The organism is Microbacterium sp. Bi128 (assembly GCF_918698205.1).
On the sequence record NZ_CAKKMM010001002.1, the window covers coordinates 1 to 1,876 of the forward strand.

A 1,876-nucleotide genomic window follows, 5' to 3' on the forward strand; every position below is an offset into this window, starting at 1 on the left:
GGCCCGAAGCCTCAGGACCGCACCGCGTCCTCGGCGCCGGGCGGGCCTTCGCCGGAACCAAGCGGAACGCCGGGACCGAACACCGGGCCGGCCAGCGGCCGCTTGGCCGTCATGCCGTCGCCGGAGGAGCGGTGCCGCAGCCGGCGGACCACCCAGGGGACGAAATACTCCCTGGCCCACACCAGGTCCCCGCTGCGCGCCTCGCGCCAACTGCGCTGCGGCAGCGGTTTGGGGGAGAGGGGCTGGAGCGTGTGCTCGACGTTCAGCGAGTCCAGCACCATGGCCGCGATCGTGTGGTGGCCCAGCGGTGAGAAATGCAGCCGGTCGACATTCCACATCTGCGGGTCATTGAGCTGGCGCAGCGACCACATGTCCGCGATCACGGCGTCGTGGCGCGCGGCGATCGTGCGCAGGTTCTCGTTGTAAATGGCCACCTTGCTGCGGATCCGGCCCAGCACCGTGGAGCCGGTATCCGGGCCGTTGAACAGGACGACGGTGGCGCCGCCCAGGCTCAGGATCTGCACCACCGAATCCAGCTTTTCGGCCAGCACGTCCGGATCGCCGCCCGGGCGGATGAGGTCGTTTCCGCCTGCGGAGAGCGTGATCAGGTCCGGTTTGAGGGACAGGCAGTGAGCCATTTGCTGGTCCACGATCTGCTGCAGGAGCCGGCCGCGGACGGCCAGGTTCGCGTAGGCAAAGTCGTTGTGCCCACGGCTGAGTTCCTCGGCCACGCGGTCCGCCCAGCCCCGATGGCCGCCCGGACTGGCCGGTTCCGGGTCGCCGATGCCCTCCGTGAATGAGTCGCCCATCGCCACATACCGGGTCCACGGGTGGGTGACGGTGTCAACGGTGGTCTCGGCTGGGGAGTCCGGTGAATTTTCCATGGGATCGGTATTGCTCACCCCCTTATCCTGCACTGTTCCCGTTTAGCTGCGCCACCGTAATTTGTTACCGCCGGGTAACTGCAAGAATAGTTCCATGACTCACGCTGACGCCTTCCCCGCCCCTGTCGTCCAATGGTCCCAGCCGGAGCAGGAAGGGGCCGGAAAGCCGCTTCTTGTCCTGTTGCACGGCTACGGCGCCAACGAACAGGATCTGCTCAGCCTGGCCGGGATGCTGCCGCAGGAATTCGCGGTGGCCTCGTTGCGCGCCCCGATCGCCATGGGACCGGGCTTCACCTGGTTCCCGCTGACAGGGTCCATTGACTACTCGCTCGACGCCGTCAAGGTCGCGGCAGGCTACGTTCAGGACTGGCTCGACGGCGTCAAAGCCAACCACCCGTCGGTGACGCTGCTGGGGTTCTCGATGGGCATGGCCATGGCCACCACGCTGCTGCGGCAGCGGCCGGCCGACTTTGCCGCCGTCGTCGGGCTGTCAGGTTTTGTCGTCGATGCCGGCGATGACCCCAGCTTCCGCGACGGCGAACTGGACGGCACTGTGCCGCTGTTCTGGGGGCGGGACCAGCAGGACCCCGTGATCACCGAGGAAAAGATCGACTACACCGTCGGCTGGGTGCGCAAGCACGTGTTGCTCACCAAGGTCCTCTACACGGGCATGTGGCACGGCATCAACCAGCAGGAGATCGGCCACGTCTCGGAGTTCCTCACGCACGTGGTGCTCAACGCCAAGAAGTAGGCGCGCCGGGGAAGTTGTGCGCCGGGAAGCGACGCCGGGACAGGCGGCTAGGCGGCCGGGGGCGCGCTGATCCGCACGGTCCGGCCGTTCACGGTGACGGTGTCGCCGTCGTGCAGTTGGCGGCCGCGGCGCTCGTCGATTTCGCCGTTGACCTTCACCAGCCCGTTCTTGATCAGTTCCGCGGCCTCCACGCCGTCCTCGACCAGATTCGCAAGTTTCAGCAGCTGGCCCAGCCGGATCA

General features: G+C 67.2%; 3 protein-coding genes. 1 reads left to right on the top strand and 2 read right to left on the bottom strand.

Annotated features, from left to right (window positions below):
• Positions 1–11 precede the first annotated feature (11 nt).
• Positions 12–884 (bottom strand): SGNH/GDSL hydrolase family protein, encoded by an 873-nt coding sequence (locus tag LQV45_RS29070; protein ID WP_230010513.1) that lies wholly within the window; start codon positions 882–884, stop codon positions 12–14.
• Between the two features lie 94 nt (positions 885–978).
• On the opposite strand from LQV45_RS29070, the gene LQV45_RS29075 reads away from it, so the two are divergent.
• Positions 979–1,635, top strand: a complete 657-nt coding sequence (locus LQV45_RS29075; protein WP_230010506.1) for an alpha/beta hydrolase — start codon at positions 979–981, stop codon at positions 1,633–1,635.
• 47 nt (positions 1,636–1,682) lie between these two features.
• Here LQV45_RS29075 and LQV45_RS29080 read toward each other — a convergent pair whose 3' ends face one another.
• Positions 1,683–1,874: an RNA-binding S4 domain-containing protein gene (locus LQV45_RS29080; protein ID WP_230010510.1), complete on the bottom strand. Its 192-nt coding sequence runs from the start codon at positions 1,872–1,874 to the stop codon at positions 1,683–1,685.
• Positions 1,875–1,876: the final 2 nt, after the last annotated feature.

Coding starts and splice junctions, on each gene's coding strand:
- LQV45_RS29070 (WP_230010513.1), bottom strand. CDS start 884: ATGGAAAATTCACCGGACTCCCCAGCCGAGACCACCGTTGACACCGTC.
- LQV45_RS29075 (WP_230010506.1), top strand. CDS start 979: ATGACTCACGCTGACGCCTTCCCCGCCCCTGTCGTCCAATGGTCCCAG.